The 23,426-nt window shown below is 58.5% G+C and carries 25 protein-coding genes; 15 read left to right on the top strand and 10 right to left on the bottom strand.

Going from position 1 to position 23,426, the window contains the following annotated elements:
* The 6 genes from glyA to SIB42_RS01270 all read left to right on the top strand — a co-directional run bounded on the left by glyA (nt 1) and on the right by SIB42_RS01270 (nt 6,468).
* Nucleotides 1–1,290, top strand: coding sequence for a serine hydroxymethyltransferase (gene glyA / locus SIB42_RS01295; protein WP_067098466.1), 1,290 nt, complete (start codon nt 1–3; stop codon nt 1,288–1,290).
* Nucleotides 1,291–1,380: 90 nt separating this feature from the next.
* Nucleotides 1,381–2,526 (top strand): MraY family glycosyltransferase, encoded by a 1,146-nt coding sequence (locus SIB42_RS01290; RefSeq protein ID WP_067098469.1) that lies wholly within the window; start codon nt 1,381–1,383, stop codon nt 2,524–2,526.
* A complete protein-coding gene (locus SIB42_RS01285) occupies nt 2,519–3,790 on the top strand; it encodes a competence/damage-inducible protein A (RefSeq protein ID WP_067098472.1) in 1,272 nt (423 codons plus the stop codon). Before SIB42_RS01290 ends, SIB42_RS01285 begins: the two co-directional genes overlap by 8 nt.
* A gap of 43 nt (nt 3,791–3,833) precedes the next feature.
* Entirely contained in the window at nt 3,834–5,237 is a 1,404-nt protein-coding gene (gene leuC / locus SIB42_RS01280; RefSeq protein WP_067098476.1) for a 3-isopropylmalate dehydratase large subunit, read from the top strand.
* A gap of 62 nt (nt 5,238–5,299) precedes the next feature.
* On the top strand, nt 5,300–5,914 hold the full coding sequence (locus SIB42_RS01275; RefSeq protein ID WP_067098479.1) for a 3-isopropylmalate dehydratase small subunit: 615 nt from the start codon (nt 5,300–5,302) through the stop codon (nt 5,912–5,914).
* A gap of 80 nt (nt 5,915–5,994) precedes the next feature.
* A complete protein-coding gene (locus SIB42_RS01270) occupies nt 5,995–6,468 on the top strand; it encodes a pentapeptide repeat-containing protein (protein WP_067098486.1) in 474 nt (157 codons plus the stop codon).
* A gap of 12 nt (nt 6,469–6,480) precedes the next feature.
* Here the strand turns inward: SIB42_RS01270 and SIB42_RS01265 are convergent, their stop codons facing one another.
* Together SIB42_RS01265 and SIB42_RS01260 are read right to left on the bottom strand one after the other, a co-directional pair.
* Nucleotides 6,481–9,711, bottom strand: coding sequence for a DUF3769 domain-containing protein (locus SIB42_RS01265; RefSeq protein WP_067098489.1), 3,231 nt, complete (start codon nt 9,709–9,711; stop codon nt 6,481–6,483).
* Nucleotides 9,712–9,823: 112 nt separating this feature from the next.
* Nucleotides 9,824–9,943 (bottom strand): photosystem II reaction center protein I, encoded by a 120-nt coding sequence (locus SIB42_RS01260; RefSeq protein WP_006172424.1) that lies wholly within the window; start codon nt 9,941–9,943, stop codon nt 9,824–9,826.
* 61 nt (nt 9,944–10,004) lie between these two features.
* On the opposite strand from SIB42_RS01260, the gene SIB42_RS01255 reads away from it, so the two are divergent.
* On the top strand, nt 10,005–13,046 hold the full coding sequence (locus SIB42_RS01255; protein ID WP_082825121.1) for an alpha-mannosidase: 3,042 nt from the start codon (nt 10,005–10,007) through the stop codon (nt 13,044–13,046).
* Here SIB42_RS01255 and psbN read toward each other — a convergent pair.
* Complete coding sequence (gene psbN, locus SIB42_RS01250) at nt 12,983–13,123, bottom strand: photosystem II reaction center protein PsbN (RefSeq protein WP_074160791.1); 141 nt, start codon at nt 13,121–13,123, stop codon at nt 12,983–12,985. The genes SIB42_RS01255 and psbN overlap by 64 nt on opposite strands.
* An 86-nt stretch (nt 13,124–13,209) precedes the next feature.
* Between psbN and psbH the strand changes: the two genes are divergently transcribed.
* The 4 genes from psbH to SIB42_RS01230 are packed head-to-tail and all read left to right on the top strand — an operon-like array spanning nt 13,210 to nt 14,565.
* Nucleotides 13,210–13,410, top strand: coding sequence for a photosystem II reaction center phosphoprotein PsbH (gene psbH, locus SIB42_RS01245; protein WP_067098493.1), 201 nt, complete (start codon nt 13,210–13,212; stop codon nt 13,408–13,410).
* 22 nt (nt 13,411–13,432) lie between these two features.
* Complete coding sequence (locus tag SIB42_RS01240) at nt 13,433–13,672, top strand: TatA/E family twin arginine-targeting protein translocase (RefSeq protein WP_067098496.1); 240 nt, start codon at nt 13,433–13,435, stop codon at nt 13,670–13,672.
* Nucleotides 13,673–13,678: 6 nt separating this feature from the next.
* Nucleotides 13,679–14,308 carry an aminoacyl-tRNA hydrolase gene (gene pth, locus SIB42_RS01235; RefSeq protein ID WP_067098611.1) on the top strand — a complete coding sequence of 210 codons (630 nt, stop codon included), beginning with the start codon at nt 13,679–13,681 and terminating at the stop codon, nt 14,306–14,308.
* The gene (locus tag SIB42_RS01230) at nt 14,308–14,565 is read left to right on the top strand and encodes a DUF3146 family protein (RefSeq protein WP_067098498.1); all 258 of its coding nucleotides are present in this window, start codon (nt 14,308–14,310) and stop codon (nt 14,563–14,565) included. The genes pth and SIB42_RS01230 overlap by 1 nt, the downstream gene beginning before the upstream one ends.
* On the opposite strand, the gene SIB42_RS01225 is transcribed toward SIB42_RS01230, so the two are convergent.
* The 4 genes from SIB42_RS01225 to rph form a co-directional block, all read right to left on the bottom strand.
* On the bottom strand, nt 14,543–14,980 hold the full coding sequence (locus SIB42_RS01225) for a resolvase (RefSeq protein ID WP_067098500.1): 438 nt from the start codon (nt 14,978–14,980) through the stop codon (nt 14,543–14,545). The two genes, SIB42_RS01230 and SIB42_RS01225, sit on opposite strands and share 23 nt — an antisense overlap.
* The gene (locus tag SIB42_RS01220; RefSeq protein ID WP_067098503.1) at nt 14,977–16,188 is read right to left on the bottom strand and encodes a DUF3084 domain-containing protein; all 1,212 of its coding nucleotides are present in this window, start codon (nt 16,186–16,188) and stop codon (nt 14,977–14,979) included. Before SIB42_RS01220 ends, SIB42_RS01225 begins: the two co-directional genes overlap by 4 nt.
* 58 nt (nt 16,189–16,246) lie before the next feature.
* Entirely contained in the window at nt 16,247–16,981 is a 735-nt protein-coding gene (gene ntcA / locus SIB42_RS01215) for a global nitrogen regulator NtcA (protein ID WP_067098506.1), read from the bottom strand.
* Nucleotides 16,982–17,056: 75 nt separating this feature from the next.
* Nucleotides 17,057–17,782, bottom strand: coding sequence for a ribonuclease PH (rph, locus tag SIB42_RS01210; RefSeq protein ID WP_067098510.1), 726 nt, complete (start codon nt 17,780–17,782; stop codon nt 17,057–17,059).
* Nucleotides 17,783–17,925: 143 nt separating this feature from the next.
* Between rph and SIB42_RS01205 the strand changes: the two genes are divergently transcribed.
* Together SIB42_RS01205 and dcd are read left to right on the top strand one after the other, a co-directional pair.
* Complete coding sequence (locus tag SIB42_RS01205) at nt 17,926–18,534, top strand: cob(I)yrinic acid a,c-diamide adenosyltransferase (protein WP_067098614.1); 609 nt, start codon at nt 17,926–17,928, stop codon at nt 18,532–18,534.
* The gene (gene dcd / locus SIB42_RS01200) at nt 18,534–19,127 is read left to right on the top strand and encodes a dCTP deaminase (RefSeq protein ID WP_067098512.1); all 594 of its coding nucleotides are present in this window, start codon (nt 18,534–18,536) and stop codon (nt 19,125–19,127) included. The genes SIB42_RS01205 and dcd overlap by 1 nt, the downstream gene beginning before the upstream one ends.
* A 28-nt stretch (nt 19,128–19,155) precedes the next feature.
* Here dcd and thyX read toward each other — a convergent pair whose 3' ends face one another.
* Both thyX and SIB42_RS01190 read right to left on the bottom strand, forming a co-directional pair.
* Nucleotides 19,156–19,881, bottom strand: a complete 726-nt coding sequence (gene thyX, locus SIB42_RS01195) for an FAD-dependent thymidylate synthase (RefSeq protein ID WP_067098514.1) — start codon at nt 19,879–19,881, stop codon at nt 19,156–19,158.
* Between the two features lie 68 nt (nt 19,882–19,949).
* A complete protein-coding gene (locus SIB42_RS01190; RefSeq protein WP_067098515.1) occupies nt 19,950–20,495 on the bottom strand; it encodes a thioredoxin domain-containing protein in 546 nt (181 codons plus the stop codon).
* Between the two features lie 121 nt (nt 20,496–20,616).
* Here SIB42_RS01190 and SIB42_RS01185 point away from each other — a divergent pair, with 121 nt between their 5' ends.
* The gene (locus tag SIB42_RS01185) at nt 20,617–21,126 is read left to right on the top strand and encodes a hypothetical protein (protein WP_067098516.1); all 510 of its coding nucleotides are present in this window, start codon (nt 20,617–20,619) and stop codon (nt 21,124–21,126) included.
* Here SIB42_RS01185 and SIB42_RS01180 read toward each other — a convergent pair.
* Nucleotides 21,088–23,169, bottom strand: coding sequence for a lytic transglycosylase domain-containing protein (locus SIB42_RS01180; protein ID WP_067098517.1), 2,082 nt, complete (start codon nt 23,167–23,169; stop codon nt 21,088–21,090). The two genes, SIB42_RS01185 and SIB42_RS01180, sit on opposite strands and share 39 nt — an antisense overlap.
* Nucleotides 23,170–23,194: 25 nt before the next feature.
* Between SIB42_RS01180 and SIB42_RS01175 the strand changes: the two genes are divergently transcribed.
* Nucleotides 23,195–23,398 (top strand): hypothetical protein, encoded by a 204-nt coding sequence (locus tag SIB42_RS01175; protein WP_067098615.1) that lies wholly within the window; start codon nt 23,195–23,197, stop codon nt 23,396–23,398.
* Nucleotides 23,399–23,426 lie beyond the last annotated feature (28 nt).

Raw genomic sequence — 23,426 nt, 5'->3', positions numbered from 1 at the left:
ATGGCGGATTTCGCTTCGGCCCCGATCAATGCATCCCTGGCATCGTCCGACCCGGCCATTGCCGGTCTGATTGATCAGGAGCAGAAGCGTCAGGAGACTCATCTCGAGCTGATTGCCTCCGAGAACTTCGCGTCAAGGGCGGTGATGGAAGCTCAGGGCTCCGTGCTCACCAACAAGTACGCCGAAGGGTTGCCGAGCAAGCGCTATTACGGCGGTTGTGAGCATGTTGATGCGGTCGAAGAGCTTGCGATCGAGCGTGCCAAGCAGTTGTTCGGTGCAGCCTGGGCCAACGTTCAGCCTCACAGTGGTGCTCAGGCGAACTTTGCTGTGTTTCTGGCACTGCTCCAGCCCGGCGACACGATCATGGGTCTTGACCTCTCCCATGGAGGCCATCTCACCCATGGTTCTCCGGTCAACGTCAGCGGTAAGTGGTTCAACGTCGTTCAGTACGGCGTGGACAAGCAAACCCAGCGCCTTGATATGGAGTCGATCCGCGCGTTGGCTCTTGAGAAGAAGCCAAAACTGATTGTGTGTGGGTATTCCGCTTATCCCCGCATCATCGATTTCGCCGCCTTCCGCGCGATCGCCGATGAGGTGGACGCTTATCTGCTGGCAGACATGGCCCATATCGCCGGGCTTGTAGCAGCGGGTGTTCATCCCAGCCCTGTCCCCCATTGCGATGTTGTGACGACCACCACGCACAAAACATTGCGCGGCCCCCGTGGCGGCTTAATCCTTTGCCGTGATGCTGAATTCGCCAAGAAATTCGATAAAGCCGTGTTCCCCGGTACTCAGGGCGGCCCTTTAGAGCATGTCATCGCTGCGAAGGCAGTCGCCTTTGGAGAGGCGTTGCTGCCCTCGTTTAAGTCGTACAGCCAGCAGGTGGTCGCCAATGCTGCCGCTCTGGCGGAGCGCTTGATCGAGCGCGGCATTGATGTGGTGAGCGGTGGCACCGAGAACCATGTGGTTCTTCTTGATCTAAGGGGAATCGGCATGACCGGAAAGGTCGCGGATCTCCTCGTGAGTGATGTCCACATCACCGCCAACAAAAACACCGTGCCCTTTGACCCGGAATCCCCCTTCGTGACCAGCGGCCTGCGCCTGGGTACCGCAGCTCTCACCACACGGGGCTTTGATGTCGCTGCCTTCCGTGAAGTGGCGGATGTGATCGCTGATCGACTGCTCAATCCTGAGGACGATGCCATTCAGGCTCGTTGTCTCCAGACGGTTGCCAGCCTTTGCAGCCGTTTCCCCCTTTACGCCGCCGCCGCGGAGCCGGCGATTGCCTGACTGGACTACCGAGCACTGGATCCTGCATAGAGGTCTGCCTAGGATCTTGATGTTTCGGCCTCATCCTGGTCTTCACCTCCGGAGTTTTGTTTGACTCTCGCGAGCACTCCCCTCGCCGTTGCTGTTGGGATCTTCGTCACGTCGACGTTGATCACAACAGCAATCGCGCCATTGGTGAGGCGGCTCGGACTCAGGCACGGCTTCACTGATACTCCCGACGCTCGGAAACAGCACAGTGTTCCGATGGTGCGTCTCGGCGGCATTGCCATGGTGCTGGGGTTTTGTTTGGCGCTTGGTCTCACCTGGTTGTTCGGGGGGTTCGGGATGTTGCCCCCGGCTCGCGACCAGCTCATCTGGACAACCTTGGCTGGATCACTGTGCTTTTTCGTGATCGGCCTGGCGGATGACCTCTTTTCTCTGTCTCCCTGGCCGAGATTGGCCGGTCAAGTGGCTGTGGCTGTGGTGGTCTGGTCGCAGGGTGTTCAAATCGGTGCAATTGATCTTCCCTGGCTCTCCAGCAGCGCCGAAGCCGTCATCCTTCCGGATGTGATCAGCCTTTTAGCCACCGTGATCTGGCTGGTTGGCATCACCAATGCGATCAACTGGTTGGATGGCCTCGATGGACTCGCGGCCGGTGTCGCCGGCATTGCTGCGATCGGCCTGGTGTCCGTCAGCTTTTCTCTGCATCAGGTGGCAGCGGCTTTCCTGGCTGCAGCACTGGCTGGGTGCTGTTTCGGATTCCTGCGACACAATTTCAATCCGGCCAGGATTTTCATGGGCGACGGTGGCTCCTATTTCCTGGGATTCAGCCTCGCGGCAATCAGCATCGTCGGCCCCGCCAAAGGAGTGACCACGGTCAGCTTGCTCCTGCCTCTGCTGATTCTCTCCCTGCCTTTGGCGGATATGTCTGCGGTGATCATGGGGCGCCTGCGCTCAGGTCGTTCACCCTTTTATCCCGATCGTCGCCATCTTCACCACCGGTTACTGCGCGCGGGTTTCAGTCACCGCCGCACCGTTCTGCTGATCTACGTTTTCACGCAGTGGTTGGCCTCCATCGCCATGGTGGTGGCCAATGTGGAAATGCGGTTTCTCTGGCTGGGATTGGCCACGGCAATTCTCGTGGGAACCGTCATGGTGATGCAGCGACATCGCCAGAGCGACCTTTTTCTCGAGGCGACAGATCAAGAGCCTCAGGAAGAATGCGCCCAGTCGTGCTGCTCGGATTCCCGTGGCTGATGCGTCCCCGCCTTCCGGGGTGGAGATTCTCTGCATTGGGACTGAGCTGCTGCTCGGCAACATCGTCAACGGCAATGCACGCTGGCTGGCTGAGCAACTGGCAGCTCTTGGATTGCCGCACTTCCGTCAGACGGTGGTGGGTGACAACAGTGATCGCTTGATCGCTGAAGTGCAGGCCATCTCGCGTCGTTCGCGGGTGTTGATCACCACGGGTGGATTGGGCCCAACGCCCGACGATTTGACGACGGAAGCCATTGCAGCAGCGTTTTCCACGCCGTTGGACGAGCGTCCCCAGGTCTGGGACGACATCACAACCAAAGCGCGCAGTCGCGGGCGTACTCCTGGAGCCGAGACGCGCCGGCAGGCTCTGCTGCCGCGCGGTGCGGATGTGCTGCCCAATATCACTGGAACGGCTCCAGGAATGATCTGGTCCCCGATCGAGGGATTCACAGTTCTCACCTTCCCTGGGGTCCCCAGTGAGATGCGGAGTATGTGGCAAGCCACGGCAGTGCCCTGGTTTCAACGCTCGGGGCTGTCAAAAGGTGTGTTCAACAGTCGATTACTGCGTTTCTGGGGCATTGGTGAATCCACCCTGGCTGAACAGCTTCATGATCTGCTGGATCAGAGCAACCCCACGGTGGCGCCCTATGCGGGTCGTGGTGAGGTCAAGCTGCGCGTCACAGCTCACGCCACTTCTGAAGCCGAGTCGCTTCGGCTGCTGGATGCCACCGAAGCTGAACTGCGTCAGCGCACCGGCTCGCTCTGTTTTGGTTGTGATGATCAGTCGCTGGCGTCGGTGGTTCTTGAACAGCTGCGCAAACAGCAACAAACCCTCTCGGTTGCGGAATCCTGTACCGGCGGTGGTTTGGGGGCCGAACTCACGGCGATCCCAGGATCCTCTGACGTTCTTCTGGGTGGTGTGATCGCTTACTCGAATGCCCTTAAACAACGTCTTCTTGGCGTATCAGCTGAGCTGCTTGAGCAGTTCGGGGCGGTCAGTGATCCTGTGGCTCAAGCCATGGCTGAGGGTTCACGACGCGTCACGGGAAGCGACTGGTCGATGGCGGTGACGGGCATTGCCGGCCCTGGAGGTGGTTCGGCGGAGAAGCCGGTTGGCTTGGTCTACATCGCCGTTGCCGGTCCCGATGGTTGTTTTAGTCAGCCCATCCGTCTCGGTGAAACGCGAGGACGAGACTGGGTCCAGACCGTGAGCGTTGGAGAGGCTCTCAATCGATTGCGGTTGCGTCTGATGGAGGCTATGTAATGGATGTCGGCCATTAGTGTTGGCTGTTGAAGGCTGACATCAGATGAGCAGCGGAACCCTCTACGACAAGGTCTGGGATCTGCATTGCGTCGCGGATCTTCCCGGAGGTGCCACGCAGTTGTTCATTGGCCTTCATCTGATTCATGAGGTCACGAGTCCTCAGGCCTTCGCGGCCTTAGATGAAAAGGGTCTTCCCGTGCGCTGCCCAGAACGCACAGTTGCCACTGTCGATCACATCGTTCCCACCATCAGTCAGGAGCGACCGTTTTCTGATCCTCTGGCCGAGGAGATGCTCAGCACCCTCGAGCGCAATTGCGCGCGTCACGGCATCACACTCAACGGACTGGGGAGTGGTCGGCAGGGAATTGTGCATGTGATTGCACCTGAACTGGGCCTCACCCAGCCAGGAATGACCGTTGCTTGCGGTGATTCCCATACCTCCACGCATGGAGCATTCGGGGCGATTGCCTTCGGTATTGGAACGAGCCAAGTGCGTGATGTGCTCGCCAGTCAGAGCTTGGCCATGAGCAAGTTGAAGGTGCGTCGGATCTGGGTGGAGAACCGACTCACTGATGGTGTCTTCGCCAAGGATCTGATCCTCCATGTAATTCGCACTTTGGGGGTGAAGGCCGGCGTCGGTTACGCCTATGAATTCGCAGGGCCTGCGATTGAGGCTCTCTCCATGGAGGAGCGGATGACCCTCTGCAACATGGCGATTGAGGGAGGTGCACGCTGCGGGTATGTCAATCCTGATCAGATCACTTTTGATTACCTGAAGGGTCGCGCTGAGGCTCCAGCAGCAGACATTTGGGACCGTGCTGTTGCCTGGTGGAGTTCACTCGCGTCCAACGATGATGCGACCTTCGATGATGAAATTCGCTTCGATGCGGCTGCCATCGCGCCCACGGTGACCTGGGGGATCACACCAGGACAGGGCATTGGTGTTGATGAACGTGTTCCGGTCTCTGAGCAGCTTGATCCGGCCGACCGCCCGATTGCTGAAGAGGCCTATCGCTACATGGACCTGGCTCCCGGACAGCCGATTGAAGGAGTGCCTGTTGATGTCTGTTTCATTGGCAGTTGCACCAACGGTCGCCTCAGTGATCTTCAGGCCGCAGCTGCTGTGGCTCGCGGTCGGCACGTCGCTGAAGGAATCAAGGCCTTTGTTGTGCCTGGCTCAGAACAGGTGGCTCGTGCCGCGATCAAGGAAGGCCTCGATCAGGTGTTTCGCGAGGCAGGTTTTGAGTGGCGTGAGCCGGGATGTTCTATGTGTCTGGCCATGAACCCTGACCGTCTTGAGGGCAGCCAGATCAGTGCGAGTTCAAGCAACCGCAACTTCAAGGGTCGTCAGGGCTCCGCCAGTGGCCGGACTCTGTTGATGAGTCCCGCGATGGTGGCGGCTGCTGCCATTGCTGGTCGAGTGAGCGATGTGCGCCAGCTGAGCTGAGCGTGCATCGCATTCAGTTCCATTCCACCGCTGACCGTTCTCCCCATGCTGCTTGATCTGTGATGACTGAGACCATCGCCTTCCCTCAAGGCCCAATCGGCCATGTGTCGGGCCGAGGTCTTGTGCTTAGGGGTGATGACATCGATACCGACCGGATCATTCCAGCCCGCTTTCTTAAGTGTGTGAGCTTTGAAGCTCTTGGGGAACAGGCTTTTGCCGATGACCGCAAGGAACTGGCCGGTGAACACCCGTTTGACCAGGCGGTGCATCAAGGGGCTTCGATTCTGGTTGTTAACGACAATTTTGGCTGTGGTTCAAGTCGTGAACATGCGCCGCAGGCACTGATGCGCTGGGGGATTCGTGCTGTTCTGGGTGTGAGTTATGCCGAAATTTTTCAAGGCAATTGCCTCGCTTTGGGCATTCCCTGTGCCACGGCCACTCCTGATCAAATCTCCGCTCTTCAGGATGCGGTAGCAGCGGACCCCACTGCTGAATGGACGCTCGATCTTCAGGCCCTCACGTTCAGTGATGGATCAACGTCGCAGACTATTTCTTTGGCTTCAGGCTCTCTGGACATGCTTCGCACAGGCCAGTGGGATGCCACGGGGCAGCTGGTCTCAAGAGATGCGGAGCTGACCCGCACGATGGTGGCACTCCCTTATCTGAATGGTTTTTAAGCTCGCTGAGACCTTGTGATCAATGGTCCACGGCAGACAGGGACCAGATTGTCTAAGACTTAGACAGAGGCACTGCTGCCATGAACCAGTTCCGACCTGTTCAGCTCACCGCTGCCCTTCTGGTCACCACACTTATTCCTCTTGCTGTGACGAAGGCTGAACCTTTTCAGTCATTGCTCGTGCAGCCTCATGGATCTGCCAGGGAGCGATTGCTGATCAGCGGTGCCTGTTCAGGCTGCGATCTGCGATCGGCTCGTTTGCAGGGTGCTCACCTGATCGGCGCTGACCTTCGTGATGCAGATCTCAGAAACGCCGATTTGCGTGAAGCCAATCTTGAAGGGGCAGACCTGAGTGGTGCCCGTCTCGATGGCGCTGACCTGCAAGGTGCACAACTCAGTAATGCTGATCTCTCCAGAACCGATCTACGCCGTGCTGATCTGCGTGGAGCTGTGGTAATTAATGCGTATGCACCAGATGTACGCACTGATGGAATGCGGTTTGCAGGTGCAGACCTCACCGGTAGCCATCTGATTTATGGGGGTGGGCCGAATTAAAGAGGGCTTTGCTCAGAACGGTCGTGTTTCAAGTTCGTTGGGCAGATTGCGTGGTGTGTAGGGGATGAATGGCAGCCCGGTTCCTGTGAAGTTGAAGTCGTTCAGGCGGAAGCGGAAACCACCGATGCCCTCATAAGGGTTGAAGTAGAACCCAAGGTCATAACTGCGTCGCTGCCAGCGCAGCTCGATATTGGAATTGATCACATTGCCGTAAAACTCGGAGCTGGGATCAACGTTTACGCCAACCCCAGCACTCAGAAGCAGCGGCCCTGCAATCTGCTGGGTGAGGCCGATGCCGAGGGTTGCGAGGTCAACGGACTGGTCGAATTCAAATGGACTGGCTCCCTGTTTCAGGGTGCCGCCACCGGCGATCGATAACTCGGTGTAGTCAAGGAAAGGCTTGCTGAAGGTGCCCAGAGTGAGGGTTGGTCCGCCGGTGATGCTGAAAGTGCTCTGGCTTTTGCCGTCACCAAAAGCGGCAATGGTTGTGTTTACATTCGTGCGCAACGTCAGGCCCGGCACGATGGCTACCGGCGAGTAGCGGTAGGCCGCTTCCGGTGTTGGCTCTGCAGGATTTCCGCGCCAAAGTGGATAGCTGCTGTTCATCGACCCGTAGAAATTGGCGCGAGTGGTGTCGATGAGATTGGTGCTGGTGAAGCTCTCCGCCTGGTAGTTACCAAGACCAAAGCGCCAGATGTAATTATTTGAGAGCTTGCCCCATCGCCAGTCGCCCTTCTTCTCTGCGAATGCGCCGTAGGCGCTGTACACGTCGGTCTCACCGAGTGAGCCGTTCCAGGTGCGGTACCGATAGGCGCCGAAGAAACGGGTTTCAACCTTGCCAAGCAGGGGCAACTGGATAAAGCGATTCACATTGCCCCAGAAACGGCTGCCGTTCATGAAATTGCTGGGACTAAACGTGCTGATGTCGGCTTCAGCATCGACGTTTAGGCCTAGTAACTTTCCACTGAGTTCGGCTTCGAGGCCGAAAAGGTCCCCGATCGCATTGTCCTGTGTCAACTCGCCGCTGTCGATGGATGTTCCTGGTGCCACGTAGCTGTTGTTGCTGCCGTCAATCGCTCGCTGAAGCAGGAATTGTGGTTGGAGGTCCAGAGTTAAATTTTTGGACAGAGTGATCGACTTGAGCTCTCGACCAACGAAGAAACCACTGCGGTCGTCGTTGTCGATATTCAGTACCCAGCGGTTTTCTACCTCTTCCTGTTTCTGGATGCGTTGGGTTCTTGAAACTGGAATGGGCAGTCGTTCCTCAACGATCAGGCGATTGCGTTGGCTCTTAATCAGGATGTCTCCATTTTCTTCCTCCGTGGCCACAACATCCTCTGCATCGATGCGTGTCTGTGCTGGTGTGAAGGGGTCATTGGTGAAGTTCATTCGGTCGGCAGTCCAGCCCTCGGGGGTGAAGCTCACCTGGGCTGCCTGGATTCGCCAACGGCTGATTGTGCCGGTGATGAGCTTTTTCTTCCCGCGAGTGTTGAGCTGAGTAGGTTTCACTCCGCCGTATCGGTTAGCGGAAAGTACTTCGCTGTTACGGACGTTGTCAGCAACACCTCTGTTTTGTTCAATCACCAGCCGCTGCTGCAGCTGGATGCTGCTGATGCGTTGGTCGATTGCTGCGATCGCCGCGCTGCGACGTTTCTCTTGTTCAGCTGGAGAAAGTCTCCAGTCATCGGACTGCTCTCGAACCTCTTTGACATCTGTGGCGGCAGATTTTGGGGCTGACTCACGCAAAGGATTCCCCAGGGTGATGTCTTCGAGTTGCTCGCTGAGCCTCTGCGGTTTGATCCTTGCTTCGCGGTCGGAATCCGGGCAACCCAGCGGTGGCGGCGCTTCAGGACTGAGGGGCTCAGGTTGATCCTGGCCCCAGCGGTAGCGGAGTCCAATTAAGTAGGCGTTGCTTCCTTCCTTCACGCCGCTGTAAGTCCCGAAGGCGCCTGAGCGGTGGTGAATGCGCCCCACCATGGACAACTCAGGAGACACAGTCGCTTCCAGTTCAAAAGCGAGGTAATTGAGCAGGTTCGCGTAATTCTCGCGGTAGGTGCGCTCGTAATTACTGACTGCAGAGTTGTAGCTGATGCCTTCGACGAAGCCAAAGCTGAGCCATGGTTGAACCCATAGGCGGGCACCTAGGCCGAGGATGCCTTCGCCGAAAGTCTGGGCTGGGGTGTTCGCGTTGGGAACGGTCTGATTGAACGGGCCACCCTGCTGTTCGTAGGCCTGGTGCGCGAACAGATCGGCTTCGAGCTCGAGTTGCAATGGCCCTGCTCGCCAGATGCGCTTTTGCATGCTGACGCCAAGCAGATACTCAGGACGCATCCGTCCGTTGAACAGGAATGTGTCTCCAAAGTTGGAATCAATCATCTGTCCGCCCCATGCGGTGACGGCCCAAGGGTGCGGATGCCAGTCAGGAATTGCTGGTATTTCCGGCGGGCAAGCCATACCTTCTCCGGCCTTGCTCTCTATTGGGGTGGTGTCCGGAACCAGCCATGAATCGCTTGACAGTGGCTGCTCCAGGTCCCAGAAGCCCGCACCATCAATCTGGGGGCTGATGCGATTGGCCGTGGATGACTCCAGCTCAATGTCAATGGCTGACGGGAATCCGAGCCCAGTGCTCTCCACCACTGGCAGCAACCTGTCTTGGCTTGCATCCTCTATTGGGATCTGGCGTGCTGGCGTTGCGTATGGAGCTGGGCTTATTTGATTGCTTGACAGTGGGTTGAAATCAACGGCAGCGGTATCGAGATCGAGAACGCCGTAAACGTCTTGCATCGAACCGCTGCCCTGGATCAAGCTGAACCGCAGGCTGCTGGCCTGAAAATACTGAGTGCCCTTGCGGTAACGAACACTGCCGCGAGCAAACAGGCTGTTGAACGTCGTGTCGAACTCCAGGCGATCCGCCTGCAGAACGCCGCCATTGATCACAGCACTCACGTTGCCTTCGACGATCAACAGTTGACGCCTGGCGTCGTAGGTCTGGCGGTCGGCTCTTAGGTGTAATTCAGGTGGAGGCTGAATGACTGAACCGGGTTCAGCAATCTCCTCTTGCTCTGGTTCGGATGTCAACGCTTCACGGCTGACATTCTCATCAGAAGTCGATTCCAGGCGCGTGGGAGGAATCACTCCGAACTCGATCAGGTCTTCGATGCCTTCTGATCGTGCTGGTCCTCCGAGAACTGCCGCCACAGCCAGCAGTCCCGTGATCGTGATGGGAGATCGGGAAGCTGGCAAATCCGCTTAGGAGTGGCCGCCGATCCTCACATGAGCAACCTCAGCCTGAGTCCTGAAATGACCAGTGTTCGTCGTGACCCCTGAACGTCGTTCGTTCAGATCACCTCTGCACTCAATCTTCCAGGTCCTTACGACTCGGGGTGCGGCTGGGGTCACTCGCCAGAAAACCAAAGACGAAGATCCCGATAAAAAAGAAGACGACCGAGTAAACGGAGATCTTGAGGGCGAGCATGGAGACCGACCGGCGTCTGGGATAGAGCCATCATCTTATGGGTCAAGGTTGTGAATTCACCATGCAGCCCCCTCTTCAGCCCCGGCGATTGGCGTGGATTGAAACGTTTCGAAGTCGCAGCCGCCTCGATCTGCTCTCTTTTTGGCATCGATGCGGTGATTTCCACAGGCAATCCGTCCTTGAAGAGCCTTGGGGAGCGCAGCATCGACCTGACTGGGCGAAGCGTGGACTGTTGATCTGGCCAAGAGGGGGCGTCTGGTTGCGAATTGAGCAGACCATCACCTGGCCAAACCACTGGCAGCAGTGCGATGACAGCCTTGAACGGCTTGTTCTCAGTTGGTGGGCAGACCAGGTGCGTCTCTGGGTGGATGGGGTTCTCGTGCATGAAGGGGACCTGTTCGACACCCGTTGCCGCTTGAAGCTGCCGGTTCACTGGAGTGAGGGCGCGGGCCTGAGGTTGCTGCTGGAGCTGCGCAGTCCCTGTCATGACGATGGTGCACTGATCACCAGTGATCTGGTCCGCGAGCCCGCTATGCCCTCTGTTGATCCCCAGGCATGTCTGCTTCCTCAGGCCCTTGATCTCACAGGCATCAAGGCAAAGACGCTGCCTGAGTCGTGGCTTGATTGCGATCCGCTATCCACTGAGGCGGTGGCTCAGGTTGATCAACACCTCGCAGGGCTGGCTCATGCCGCCGGTGGATTGCACTGGGTTGGGCATGCTCATCTGGATCTGGCCTGGTTGTGGCCTGTTGCTGACACCTGGCAGGCGGCGGAACGCACCTTCCACTCCGCTTTGGACTTGATGGAGCTCTTCCCGGAGCTGCATTTCGCCCACTCAACCCCGGCTCTTTATGAGTGGATGGAGCGCCACCGCCCTGCGCTGTTTGTACGCATTCAGCAGGCCAGTCGTCTGGGTCGTTGGGAGCCCATCAACGGTCCCTGGGTTGAAACCGACTGTGTGCTTGTGAGCACGGCCTCACTGTGGCGGCAATTTTCATTAGGTCAGGAGGCCAGTCAGAGATTGTTCCCGGAGTGGCGACATGACTTGGCCTGGCTGCCGGACAGTTTCGGATTTGGGTCCGGGCTGCCGGCCGTTGCCTACGCCACGGGCGTTCGCTGGTTCTGCACACACAAGCTGGCGTGGAATGCCACCAATGTTTTCCCGCACCGTCTGTTTCGCTGGCGCGGCCGCGGCGGCACGGAGCTGCTGGCGTTGATGTTGCCAGGCATCGGCACAGATGCCGATCCAATGGCCATGCAGCAAGAACAGCAGCGCTTTCAGGCCAACACGGGAGTCGACCAGGCCCTGTGGTTGCCCGGGGTTGGTGATCACGGCGGTGGGCCGACCAGGGAAATGCTGGAAGAGATGCAGCTCTGGCAAGACCATCCACAGGCCGCCCCACGTCATGCTGGGACGGTGCGTGAGTACCTGAAGCAGCTTGAGCCGCTCAGGTCAGCCTTACCCGTCTGGAAGGACGAGCTGTACCTGGAACTGCATCGGGGCTGTGCCACGTCTCGTCCGGACCAGAAACGACACAACCGCACCCTGGAGCGGTTGCTGCGGGAGGCTGATCTGGTGGAGGCCCTTGGAGCAAAACCCACGCAGCGGCGGGACTGGCAGGTACTGCTGTTTCAACAGTTCCACGACATTCTTCCTGGAACCTCGATTCCTGAAGTGTTTGATCAGGCGGAGCCCCAGTGGCGAGCTGCCCGCCGACGTGTGGCAGTGCTGCGGACTGCCGGTCTTCATCAATTGCTCAGTCGTGCGTCGTCCGCGGACTCAGCGCCTGATAAGGCTTGTCAACGCTGGGTATGGTGCGGGCTGCAGCCACTGCAGCGCTGGTCTCCACTCGTGCGGCTGCCGCGCGGTCGCTGGTCGTGTGAGGGAAACAACCTGCCATCACAAGTTGCTCCAGGTGGTGATCTGTGGGTGCAGTTGCCGGAGGCCCAGGGGGTGATGGCACTGCCTCTGGAGTGTCTTCCAGATGCACCAGCCGTTGCTTCAGCGTCTGTGACAGCTTCTCCTGCTGTGCGGAATCCGGTTCGGGTTCAGCTCATCGCCGAGCAGAGCTGGCGCCTCTGCAACGGTCTGCTCACGCTTGAGCTGGACCGCAGGGGACTGACCCGCCTGCAGGACGAGCAGGGTGTTGATCAGCTTTCGGAACCAGTGCAGTTCAGGCGCTATCGCGACTGGGGCGAGTTCTGGGATGCCTGGGATCTGGCGGTGGATTATCCGCAGCACCCACTGCCGATGGCTGCTGATTGGCAGCTGGAGTTGGTGGAGCAGGGCCCGCTGGTGGCCAGGGTCGTGCTGCGCAGCTCGATCGAGAGCAGTGCGCTGCGCATGGATGTGCTGCTGCGAGCCGACAGTCCTGCCGTTGAATTGCAAATAACGATCGACTGGCGTCAGACCCATGAACTGCTTCGCGTGGTCTGTCCCCTTGCCAGGTCAGCGGTGCGCTGGGCTGCGGACACCAGCGGCGGTGTGATCGAACGACCCGCTGTTGCCTTGACGCCCAGCGAGCATGCTCGCTGGGAGGTTCCTGTGATTTCCTGGTTGGCCAGTGAGGAAGCAGGCCCTGGTGGTGGGCTTGGCGTCTTGCTTGACGGTCCTCAGGGGGTTGATGCCGGCCCGCATCATCTGGGAATCTCATTGCTACGTGGGCCTACTTGGCCTGATCCATCGGCGGATCAGCGACTACATCGTCATCGCCTGGCACTGATGCCTGTTTCAAGGGGTTGGTATCGCGATGGCCTTGCGCAGGAGGCGATTCGCTTTCGTGAACCGGGTTGGCTGGGACCGGTCGATTCCTGTGGTCGCTGGCATGGATTCCCTGGTCTGCCTCACCAGCTCGTACCGGTCTCGATCCGTCCGGATCAATCCGCTAATGCGGTTCAACATGCGGTTCTCGTTCAGCTGTTGAACCCAGGGAGCGCAAGGGTGACCTGGTCGCCCGGCCACCAGGGTTGGTTGATTGAGGATGGACAACAGTCCACAACAATCACCCCTGGAGCATTGCAAGAGCTGCGCTTGGCCCCTCAGTCGTCATGGTCATCGAAGGGATCTTCGAGCTGTTTCGACGGCGGACCGAAGGCGGTGTAGACACCAAAACCGGTGAGTCCGAACAAGGCAGTCAGCACGGCAATCGATACCGACAGCGCCGGTGAGGAGCTTTCCATCAAATCTCGCGACAGGATCGACCCTCTTCAGGGTCGGGACCCTTACAGTATCGGAACTGAACTTCACCCGAGACCTCAGGGCCGCTATGGCACAACGCACTCGTTTAGGCGATCTGCTCCGTCCCCTCAACTCCGAGTACGGCAAGGTTGTCCCCGGCTGGGGAACTACCCCTGTCATGGGCATCTTCATGGTGCTGTTTCTGGTTTTTCTGCTGGTCATCCTTCAGCTCTACAACCAGTCTCTGATCCTTGAAGGAATCAACGTGAACTGGAACGGCGGCTCCTGATTCGGTCCGCTCATCACCTTCCATGAACATCTTCGGCATCGGACTCCCTGAGATGGCCGTCATCGGAGCCGTAGCGCTTCTGGTGTTCGGACCGAAGCGTCTGCCTGAATTTGGCCGGACGCTTGGTAAAACACTTAAAGGTTTTCAAACAGCCTCTAAGGAATTCGAGCGCGAAATCAGCAAAGCGATGGCTGATCAAGAGGAACTTCCACCTTCCTCGCCTTCAGATCCTGTGTCATCCCCAAAGGCTTCTGAGGACTGACCGGTGATCGAGCATGGTGACCTCCGTCTGGTGGTCGGACTGGGCAATCCCGGTGAAAAATATGCATCGACACGACATAACGTCGGATTTATGGCTCTTGAGTTGCTGACAACTCGTGAGGGTGGTCATTTCAAGGCGATGTCAAAGCTTCAGGGTGATCTCGCTGATGTCGGTTCCGGTAGCGCTCGACTCAGGCTGCTGATGCCACAGACCTACATGAATGACAGTGGTCGTTCGATCCGTGCTGCATTGGATTGGTTTGATCTAGGGATTCATCAGCTGATCGTGCTCGTCGATGACATGGACTTGCCGCTCGGACGGTTGCGCCTGCGTGCGCGCGGTGGTGCCGGTGGACATAACGGCTTAAAAAGCACCATTCAGCATCTCGGAACACAGGAGTTCGCCCGCCTTCGCATTGGAATCGGTGCTCCTGGTCGCAATCCAGAGGAACGTCGTGCCCGCACGGTCTCCCATGTCCTCGGTCAGTTCAATCGGTCTGAGGAACCTCTGCTTCAAGACGTGCTGAGGGAAGTGTTGTCCGGCCTTGATCACATTCAGCGACAAGGCCTGGATCGGGCTGGGAACGCCATCAATGCTGTGAATCTGGTGCCTGATCTGGATGGAAATCAGGCCTGATGGCACGCCTGCCTGTCACGACGGCTCATCTTCGGGTGCACCAGCACAGCTTCCGAGACAAGTGTCTGCAGGGAGAGGTTCAGGCGGGTGGCTTCACCTGGACCTTTCACTGGTTGTTTGATCGTGGTGAGCTGAGTGTGGAGCCCTCTCTGGGCAAAGCCTTGATCCAGGATGCCTTGCTTCGCTTTCTTGTGAAATCCGACTACAGGCTGGAAGCCGGTGGTGACTACAGCTTCACTGTGAGGGCCCGTTTCTGAGTGGGGCGGGACCAGGCCAAAGGATCTTGCGGCCGAGCTCCGATTCAAGAATCACCAGGGCTGCAACGGCATCCAGTTCGCTGGGGGGTAGCAGCAGGCCTCGGGGCATCAATCGCCGCCATCCCCTTGGGGGCCATAGCTGCCAGTAGCGCTTGCGTGCCTGAAGTGTGGTGCCGCGCTCATCCACCACTCTGACGGGAAGATCTTCAGGAAGCTGGTGTCTCAAGCTGTTGCTGGCTGTGCCGTTCCCCAGCACCAAGCATTCAATCGGTGCGTCCTGCCTCCAGCACTGCAGGGTGTCCAGCACCGATTCGGTTGCCACAACGTGCCCTTCGATGACGCAGTCTCTGGTGCAATCGACAAGGACCAGGCCGCACTTGTTGCGCCCTGGGTCAACCGAGACGATCCGGTTCATGGACTGTCGTCCTGAAGCGAGGATGTTGGGCGCAGTGGGCGGCTTGGAAGCAGCTCGATCGCAATGGGATCAGCGGTTTCACTACGCCGCACCGCAACTGCCTCGAGATCAACCCGTCCACCGCTGCGCTTGGTCAGCTCCCGAGCGAGCCTGTTGACGGCGTTGGCATCAAATTGAAGGCCTTGACTCAGTGACCCTCTTCGGCGCACCTCCGACAGAGTCGATGCCAGCAGAAGGTTGATGCGGTTTCGCACCGCTTCTGGATTCGTTTCCTGGCTGGCAAGAGTGGTTTTGGCCAGAACTTCTCCCTCAACGGTGATGGCCACATTGGGACGTACATCCGGGAAGGCGTACACCACGCTCTCACCGCGCAACACATTGGCCGCTGAGCGCAGTAGCACCACCCAGGTGCCAGGCTTTCGGATGGCTTGTTCCAGCCTTTCAATGTCCTGGCGGGGTACGAGGATGATCTGACGATCAGGAGCCTGTTCGGGCAGAACCTTCTGAAAAGCCTGCAGATTGGCTTCCCGCAGCACCTGGTCAATCACTTGCCGGGCTTGATCAGGACGATCCAGCTTGAGCGTGACAGTGGCCAGCGGCTGGCCACTGCTGATGGCCACATCTCCACGTCGCAGCGCTATCAGGTTCTTCTCCAATTGCTGGAGCTCCGCTTCGCCTGAGCTGATGCGTTGACGCACTGCTCGAAGTTCATCATCCGTGCGTTGGATTTCCGCATCGCGGTTGCGCACGTCCTGGCTGAGTCTCTGCCGTTCTGCCTCAAGTCGGCGTGTCTGCTCTTGAAGGGGTTGAAGTGTGCTGCGCAGCTCCCCGGCTCGTGCCTGCGCATCCGCCAGGATCTTTCTGGCTTTGATTTCATCTGCCCGAGCCTCTTCGAGTTGCTGCCGTGCCTTGCGCTGAGCCTTGCGGCTACCCTTCAGGTCCAAGCGGCTGCTGCGCAGGCGGGCTTCGAGGTCATTGAGTTCAAACAGACCAACGCGCAGCTGGCGGCTCACCAGCAGCATCAGCCCAAGCGACAAGGCACTAATCAGGCTCCCCGTGAGCACAGTGATCACCACCGCGGTTTGACGTGGGCGAAGACCGAAAAGGCTCAGCCGGGCTTTGCCGACCCTCGAACCCAGTCGGTCACCAAGAGTGGAGAGCACGCCCCCGAGGATCAGCAGGGAAAGCAGCAGCAGCCAGCCGGTCACGGTGCGTCAAACATGCGGCAGGCCGCTGAGGTGCTGCCCATCTTCACCTGTAGCGGGGTTAACTGAAACGTTTGGCCAGTGCAATCGGATCCAGAACAGTGATCTTCTTGCGGTCAATTTCGACCAGGCCTGAATTGCGTAGATCGCCAAGCAGACGCGTGATCGTGACACGCGTGGATCCGATCGCTTCAGCGATGGCCTGATGAGACAAACGCAGGTCAATGGTGATGCCCTGGGGGCCAGGCATCCCGAAGTCTCTGCAGAGGACAAGCAGAAAACTCACCAACCGGGAGGACATGTCCCGGTGCGTGAGGGTTTCAATCATCGTCTCGGTCTGCAGAATTCGGCTGGAGAGACCCTGAAGTAAAAGCAATCCCACGCTGGTGTTCGCTTCGATCGCCTGGCGTACAGAGCTCGCTGGGGCTGTCACCATTTCCACTCTGGTGAAGGCCACGGAGTGATAAAACCGATCGGAGCGATGTCCGGTGAGCAGTGAGAGAACGCCAAATAGGCTGTTTTCTCTCAGCAGGGCAACGGTGATCTCTTCACCCGACTCATAAACCCTCGATAAACGCACAGCTCCTCGTCGGATCAGATAGACGCGCTCGGCCGGGTCTCCTGGGAAAAAGATGGTTTTGTTCCGTTCCACCATTTCGGTGCTGGCACCTTCCAGATCACGGATCACTTCCAGCAGGGTGCGGCTGGCGGGGTTGGGCGCATTGGTCAGGCTTGTTTCTGCGGACCGCCCAGGCTGGGGAGCAGTCCGACTAAAGCCGCGCATCACTTCGGCCATGACCAACGCATCAATGCGGGGAAGTTAAGGAGCGATGCGCGGTCACCCTGTAGCAACGAACACGGTTCTCCTGGCTCAGTCTTCATGCAGTGCATCCAGCTGTGCAGCCATGAGCTGCTTCAACCCTGGTTCGGCAAGGTCCAGCAGGCTGTTGAGCTGCTGGCGACTGAATGGTGCACCTTCGGCAGTGCCCTGCAACTCCAATAGGTCGCCGGAGTTGTTCATCACCACATTGAGATCAACATCCGCCCGACTGTCTTCGCTGTAGTCCAAGTCCAGCAGAGCATGCCCCTCTATCAGTCCTACAGAGACAGCCGCTACCTGGTTGATGACCGGATGAGTGCTGATGCGATTTTGTGCAACCAGCCGCTCGCCGGCCTTTTGCAGGGCGAGCCATGCCCCCGTAATCGCTGCAGTCCGCGTTCCCGCATCCGCCTGAATCACATCGCAGTCGATCAGCAGGGTGTTCTCAGCCAACGCCTTCATGTCGATTGCCGCGCGAAGGCTGCGGCCGATCAGGCGCTGGATCTCCTGGGTGCGTCCTGACAGTTTCATCAGTTCCCTTCGCTGGCGATCAGGGGTGGATCCCGGCAGCAGGCGATATTCAGCGCTGAGCCACCCCAGGCCCTGATCCCGTCGCCAGCGCGGGACGCCTTCTTCATGGCAGACGCTGCAGAGCACGGTGGTGCGTCCGGTGCGCACGATCACAGAGCTCAGAGCGAAGCCCATGGGATCCCAGTCGATCGAGAAGGACCTGAGGTCGGCGGGTTTGCGGCCATCGTTGCGCTGGGTCTCGCTCATGGGGAACCGGATCGGGATCTTGAGCCTGCCAGTTGGCGTAGAGACACCAGGGATGGTGTCAAAGGGATTGTGATTTGTGCTTTCGCCGCTAGATTCAAATTCCGCTGGATCGATTCGATTCCAGTCACATGGAAGCGACCGAGATGACCGCCAGCCTGAGCCCAAGCCATCGACCCCGCCAGCAGAGCGGTGCCGATCATCGGGTTCTGAACCGTGCGGGTTTGCATCCTCTGCCATCGCTCCAGCCACAGCAGCCCCTGCATCTGGTGGCTCCTGAAGGGCAGTTGCAGGTGCATACCGCCCCTTATCGAGGAAGTTTCGGGACAGTTTTGAGTCAAGCCTTGCGTTCTGCTGGGCTTGGTAGTCGTGTTGCAGTGATGCAGTTCCTCAAAGGTGGTGTGGCTCAGGGGCCTAATGCGGCGATCACTCTCTGCGATCGGATGGTCTGGATGAGACCTGCTGTGATGGGATGTCTTTCGGATCAGGCCAGCTCAGCTGACCCCACAACGGTGGATGCTGTCCAAGCGGTCTGGCAGATCTGTCGTCGCCACCTGGCTAGCGGCGATCTTGATCAGTTGGTTTTGGATGAACTTGGCTTGGCCATTGCTCTCGGCTACCTCAACGAATCTGAGGTGCGTGACAGCCTGGACGCACGTCCTGGTTCCATGGATGTGATCATCACAGGACCGTCGATTCCGGACTCTCTCATGGGATTAGCCGACCAAGTGACGGAACTGCGCAGGGGTTTCTGATGCTCAAAAATGACCGTTGGATCACTGAACAGGCTGCCGCTGGCATGCTCGAACCCTTCCAGAAAGGGTTGATTCGCCATCTCGACTCTGAGCAGAAGCTGGCACCTGTGCTCAGTTTCGGATGTTCCTCATATGGCTACGACCTGAGGTTGTCGCCTCAGGAATTTCTGATCTTCAAGCATGTTCCTGGAACTGTGATGAACCCCAAGCGGTTCAATCCTGGAAACCTTGAACCAACCGAGCTTCACCATGATGAGGATGGTGACTATTTCATCCTTCCCGCTCATTCCTATGGCCTGGGAGTGGCTCTTGAAAAGATGAAAGTTCCGCCGAACATCACCGTGATCTGCCTTGGCAAGAGCACCTATGCGCGTCTAGGCATTATTGTGAACACCACTCCGGCTGAAGCCAGCTGGGAAGGGCATCTCACGCTTGAATTCAGTAACAGTTCAGGTGCTGACTGCCGCATCTATGCCAATGAAGGCATCTGCCAGCTGTTGTTCTTTGAAGGCGATCCCTGCGACACCACTTACAGCGATCGGCAGGGTAAATACCAGCATCAACCCGAGCGGGTGACACTGGCCAAGGTTTAAGTCAAGCGGGTTGCGATCGTTCTCCGACTCAGGGCGCCAGGCGCGCCTTGTGCAAGCGATTTTTCTCGTACCAGTCAGCAAACTCAGGTGCCCAGTTCTGAAGATGGGGCCACATCAAGTCGCAAAGTTCCCTGATTTCCTGTTGCGCGTCGAGTTTGGAACGCAGGTCTAGGAAGTGAAGGAATGCTCGAAGACTGAAGCTGACAACAAAGTGCTGTCGATAGTCGAACGGGAGGATGCCACGGGCATGTTCCTCGGAGAAGCCATCGCGCAACAGATCGCGATAGCGCTCCGCGGCTTGTTGGCAGAGTTTGAGATCGATGAGTCGTTGCTCATCGACGTAGGTGTATTTCTTGCCTAGTCGGTCTCGGTATTCCCCGACCGGCCGCAGGTAGAACACTTCCTCGAGATCGAGTTTCCCTTCAGCAGCCCTGCAGATGCGCTCACCGGTGTAACGCATCGATTGCACATCAAAGCTCACGCCCACTCGGTGCGTTCGCGCCTGCTGCATGACTGAGTGAGGGAACCAGCCAACGTTCAAAACGATCTGAGCATGTTCCAGTGGGCCGTAATGGCCCTTCATTCCACCCAGCAACCGCTTGATGCAAATTTCTCCAGCTCTCGTTTCGTTCGGCCACTGGTCGCGTTCCATCACCACGAACCCTTCGCTGTAGTCCTGGTGCATGCCGGCATACACGCTCTGTTGAGGATTGGGCGTGGCGGCGATCAGTTCGACCCGGAAGCGGGAATCCATGAGGTTTTGAGGTTGCTGGTACGGGATGTTCGGTCGATCATCGCCTCTCCGGTCGGCACCGACCGGATTTAGGAGTGGCTTCTTGGACCGGTGGAATCCGCTGAGGCGGTTTGAGGAAGAGCACTCGTGCTGCCCACGCCAGCGAGAGCTGGAATTGGGCTGCCGTTGATCAAGGCATTGGCGATCGAATTCAGCTCGGTTTCAGTGCGTGCTCCGAGCGAGCGGCCCCGCATTGTGCCGTCTGCGGAGAACAGATTCAGCTGAGGGATCCCAGTGACGTCGTAGCGATCGGTCAGGTCAAGCCAGCGCGGATTGTCGATGTTGACCAGAACCACATCCAGGTCGGCACTGTGACGTTGTTCAACCTCCAGCATCGCTGGAGCCATTTCGCGGCAGACCTCACACCAGTCGGCATAGAACTCGAGGATTGTGGGTCGACCGTTGCTGAGTGCCACTTCTGGCGACAACGAGCGTCTGGCGAGCTGATCAAGTGGCGATTCGATGGAACCGCCGTTGCGCACCAGGAAAAGGCTGACAGCCAGGACCAGGGCTGAAACCAGCAGTAGAACCTTCTGAAGTGTGCTGAGGCTGGAGCTTGAAGCGCCGTCGGTCATCGCGGACTGACATCAATGCCACCACTCTGACAGGACAAACCGCTTGCTGTTGCTAGCGTCTGACCGCAGATGATCGCGTCTTTGATCGACGTTTGTCCGCCGCGAATCTGCCTCCAAGCCGATGTCCGTCTTGCGTTTCCTTCTGTTACCGCTTCGGGCTCCGCTGCTGATTGTTCTGTTCGTGGTGTCGCTGTTCTTGGGCCATCACTGGGCGATCCAGGAAGCTTGGCTGGCTGATGCCCATTCGATTTCGGTGAGCACGTTCTGGGCGTTGGAGATGATCCAGGCGGTCGTGGTGGTAGTGATCTGCACCATGCCCGATCTACTGCTCCGTCAGCTTTCCATGCTGATGGCATCGAGTCGCGTGCTCAGCCTGGTGGTCACGCTCACGCTGTTAATCACAGTGGGGCTCTATGTTCTCAGTCTCAGCTTGTTGTCGGATGTGTTGATTCTGGGGTCTGCGACATTGCTGGCACGCCTCGATCTCAGTCGCATCAAAGTGGTTCCGCCTCCGCAACTGATGGCGTTCTGGCTTGCAGTGATCGTGATCGGAGGCATCTGGATTGGCCATGGTCTGCCCGATCCCCAGAGTTCACTGGCTGCAGCGATCAGTGCTGGCATCGTTGCCTGAACTGTTGTTCAGGTACGCCCAGAGATTGCCGAGCACCTTCTTGGTGTAGAGACGGGTTTCAGGGTATGGAATGCGTTCGACCCACAGCTCAGGGTCTTCATCAAGTTCACCACTGACCCAAGATTCCGCTGCCCCAGGCCCGGCGTTGTAGCTGGCAACCGTCAACCAGGGATTGCCATGCCATTGCTGCAGGAGACCTCCTAAGTAGCGAGCCCCGAGTACTGCACTGCGGTCTGGTTCGCGCAATTGAGCGGCACTGAGCTTTTCGCCCGCTACTTCGGCCGCAGTCGTCGGCATCAGCTGCAACAGTCCCACGGCACCAACGAGTGAAGCCACACCGGGGGAGAAACGAGATTCCTGTCGAGCGATAGCCAGAAGCAGCTCCAATCGCACCTCTTCTTGCTCTGAAGCTGCCAGGAACAGAGGCAGGAGCGGTCGGGGGTGAAGGCTGTTGTGCAGTAGCTGACGTGTCTCGCAGGCTGGGGACACCAGTCTCAGACTGGCCCTCCACAGATGGCTGAGACCAGTCCAGTGGTCATTCACCCCTAGCCGCAGTCGTCCCTCCAGTAGGAGCTGTTGCGGGGATGGCTTCGCGTTTGCTGCTGCGCTGCGCCAGGTTTCCCAGGCTTCCTGATGCATCTCAAGTCGCCAGAGCTGGTCAACCAAGGGACTGCCGCTGTTGAGAGGGCTCCAGCGTTGAACAGAGTTCAGGCGTTCAGCCTTTGTAGAAGGAAGGATCTGGCTGCCCGAGAGAGCCGGCAGGTTTCCAGATCCCAGCCTGACCTGAGCTCGCCAGGTGTAATAGCCAGGTGGCTGCTGACGCGTCAGCGACTGCCAGATCTCTTGGCCACCTTTGCGATCTCCAAGCTTGTCCATGCTCATCCCCAGCCAGAATTGTTGGCGCGCAAGCAAGGGGTCAGGCAGTTGTTCCGCGGGAATTGCAGTCAGCCATAACCGTGCCAGTTTCCATTGACCTGTGAGCAGTGCTTCGCGAGCGAGATCCCACTGCAGTTGCCAGCTGGCTGGATGGCCTGGCCAGCGTTGCAGCACGACCAGCCCTCCTTCGCCCCCTGCGAGACGAACCCGGGCTGCGGCCACATCGGCTGATCGTTGTTGGAGAGATTCAGGCAAAGCATCTATCAATGCCTGTTTCGGACGCAAAGGCTCGCTCAGCAGCGCTGCGGAATTCAGTGCCTCCTGGCTGTCCGGATGATCCTTGGCCAGCTGCAGCAATATCGCTTCACCGCGCTGCTGTTGTTCCTCATTGCCTCGAAGCAGTGTGCGCCCGATCGACAGTGCCTGAGACGGTGCCAGGGGTGTTCCTTGTAGGCAAAGTTCAGCAGACTGGAGATCCCCAAGCTCAGCCAGGGCCGCTGCCAGTTTCAGCCGCTGCTGCTGCTCAAGTCCTACCCCTGTGATGGCGCCACAGGCCTTGCGAAGCAGCCGATCCGCTCCAGGCCAGCTGGCTCCCCAGCGGGCCAGATGCAGGGCACTGGATTGGATCAAGGCCTGGTCGGCGTTGTCCGGCAGTTCTGCGGCAGCCGCCAGAGCGGCTGGATGGGCGGGTTGAAGACTGAGCAGCTCCTCCTTCAGTTTCGGTTGGTGATCAGCAAGGTGATAGCGGGCATCGGCACTGGCCGTTGACGTAGGGAAACGTCGAAGTAGATCCCGCCAGTGTTGTTGCTCCTCCTGATCGCGGCCCAGTGACTTTGCCGCCAGAGCTTGTTGTTTCAAAGCCACAGCGGCCATTGGAGCTGGCCCCCAGCCCTGGCCGGTGAGGAGGCGCCTGCGCCGTTGTGGAGACTCGCCGCTGCGGCTGCCCAGCATCAGGGCGGCTTCGCGCCGCTGCTCAGGGTTCAAGGACCAGCGGTAGTGCGTCCAGAGCTGCGCATCACTCAGCTCCGGCGTGATCAGATGGTGTTGACTGCGCAAGAACACACGACCACCCAAGATCGCCAGAACAGTCAGAAGCGTGGTGCCGCCGAGAAGTAGCGGTCCGCGGGTCTCTAGGATGTTCAAGCCGTGGCTGGAAACTGCTGGCATTCTGTGCCCAGCAGGATCGAACTGGATGGTTGCTCAGCGTCGGCAACCGCGACCTGGCCAGCGCCAACGCTTGCGCCTGGTTGTGGCTTTAGGACTGGCTTTTGCGGTTTGGGGCCTGCGCTGGCTCTGGCCCTTGCAGTGGTTGCCTGGCTGGGTGGTGTTGCTGATGGGTTTATGGGCTCTGCTGGAACTGGCAGCTCTTCTGCTTGTGCCTCAGCGATGGAACTGATTGGCATCGTGCGGCTGTGGCCCTGTCA

Source organism: Synechococcus sp. MIT S9508 (assembly GCF_047303045.1).
GTDB lineage: Bacteria > Cyanobacteriota > Cyanobacteriia > PCC-6307 > Cyanobiaceae > Synechococcus_C.
This window is presented reverse-complemented; position numbering and strand designations above follow the sequence as displayed.